Source organism: Paenibacillus alkaliterrae (genome assembly GCF_021532375.1).
Lineage (GTDB): Bacteria > Bacillota > Bacilli > Paenibacillales > Paenibacillaceae > Pristimantibacillus > Pristimantibacillus alkaliterrae.
This window is the reverse complement of the sequence record NZ_JAKGAP010000148.1, coordinates 1-1,295: the sequence shown is the minus strand read 5'-3', so window position 1 is coordinate 1,295 and position 1,295 is coordinate 1. Positions and strand designations below refer to the sequence as shown.

Genomic DNA, 1,295 nt, shown 5'->3' with positions numbered 1-1,295 from the left:
CAGCTCGATGTTCTCTTGAACGGTAAGCTCCGGTATAAGATTAAAGGATTGAAAAATAAATCCGAAATTTTCATTTCTTATTTTGGACTGCTCCTTGTCAGACAACTCATAAAAGGAGTTTCCTTGAAAGAATACGCTGCCTGAGCTCGGCTTATCGATTCCGCCTAATAGATTCAACAAGGTTGACTTTCCGGAGCCGCTCTTTCCCTTGATGACGTATATCATACCTTTCTCCAGCACCAAGGAACACGGGGCCAATTCCATAGTAGCGCTCCCCGGAATGTACTTCTTGCTTATCATGCTTGCTTTCATAATGGCAGTCATGTTATATCCCTCTTTTCGAGTCAATCAAACCGTTGGGTCTAGCATATCTGTTATAAAAGAACCTTGTTATATAATATCCGATCAAACAGCCGGCTGAATTCAACAGCACGTCGTCAATGTCTACTGATCTCATACCAATATTCAACTTGAAAAGCAGAAACTGAACAAACTCAATGGTGATTGGAATGAACAGCGCATAGGCAGCGATACTCATACCTCTAAACAAACGTATATTAAAAACGGCATAGAAGCCAAGAGGAGCTGTAATCACTATGTTCCCTACAATATTCTGTACAGCAACAAAGGGTAATTCAAATTGCAGATAACCCCATATTGTCTGGAACGGAATAAAGTTATACATTAAATCTTCCGCAGGTCTGCTTCCTCTAATCCAAACGATGAAGATAAGAGCGAAGATATAAACCATAAAAGTGACCATTAAAACTTCTCTTTTAAAATGAAATTTAATCTTACGGATCAACATAAGTCTAACCGCTAGATACACGAACATAGCCGGGCATACGAATAATAATACGTCTAATAATAACCGCATTCTGACCTCCGAGTTTTATCATTCAAAAATTCACTTACTTGCTCGCCATTAAACAGACATTTAAACGCTCAAAAACAAACCCCTTTCGAGGTTTGTTTTTACACGTTCATTACTGGTTAATTGTCCCTGAACCGACAATTTTATCGGCACTATCGCCATTTTTAGTAACGTTGATCGTATAATTTCCTGCGCTAATGATACCGAAGTTCTTCGTTTGGGTAGTACCGTTAGCTATAAGGTTAGATACGGTGTAATATGATGTCCAGCTTTTGTAAAGTTGTACCGAATAGTTATCTTTCTGAGGATGCACATTGTAATTGAAATAATAAGAATCTGCAGTAGCCGTAGTCGAAGTTGATTTGTTAGCAAGTGTGTGCACATTAGTTCCCCTTACCTCATAGCCAATATCGAATGAATA

Annotated in this window: 3 protein-coding genes; all 3 read right to left on the bottom strand. The window is 38.7% G+C overall.

Annotation, left to right across the window (positions count from 1 at the left end):
* On the bottom strand, window positions 1-324 hold a 324-nt coding region (locus L1N85_RS26820), incomplete at its 3' end, for an ATP-binding cassette domain-containing protein (RefSeq protein ID WP_235242070.1).
* A gap of 1 nt (window position 325) precedes the next feature.
* Window positions 326-877: a VanZ family protein gene (locus L1N85_RS26815; protein WP_235242069.1), complete on the bottom strand. Its 552-nt coding sequence runs from the start codon at window positions 875-877 to the stop codon at window positions 326-328.
* A 109-nt stretch (window positions 878-986) separates the two neighbouring features.
* The coding region (locus L1N85_RS26810) for a hypothetical protein (RefSeq protein WP_235242068.1) at window positions 987-1,295 on the bottom strand (309 nt) is incomplete at its 5' end.

What these genes read in the sequence shown, in the direction of transcription:
- L1N85_RS26815 (WP_235242069.1), bottom strand. Translation starts at nt 877, where the DNA reads ATGCGGTTATTATTAGACGTATTATTATTCGTATGCCCGGCTATGTTC.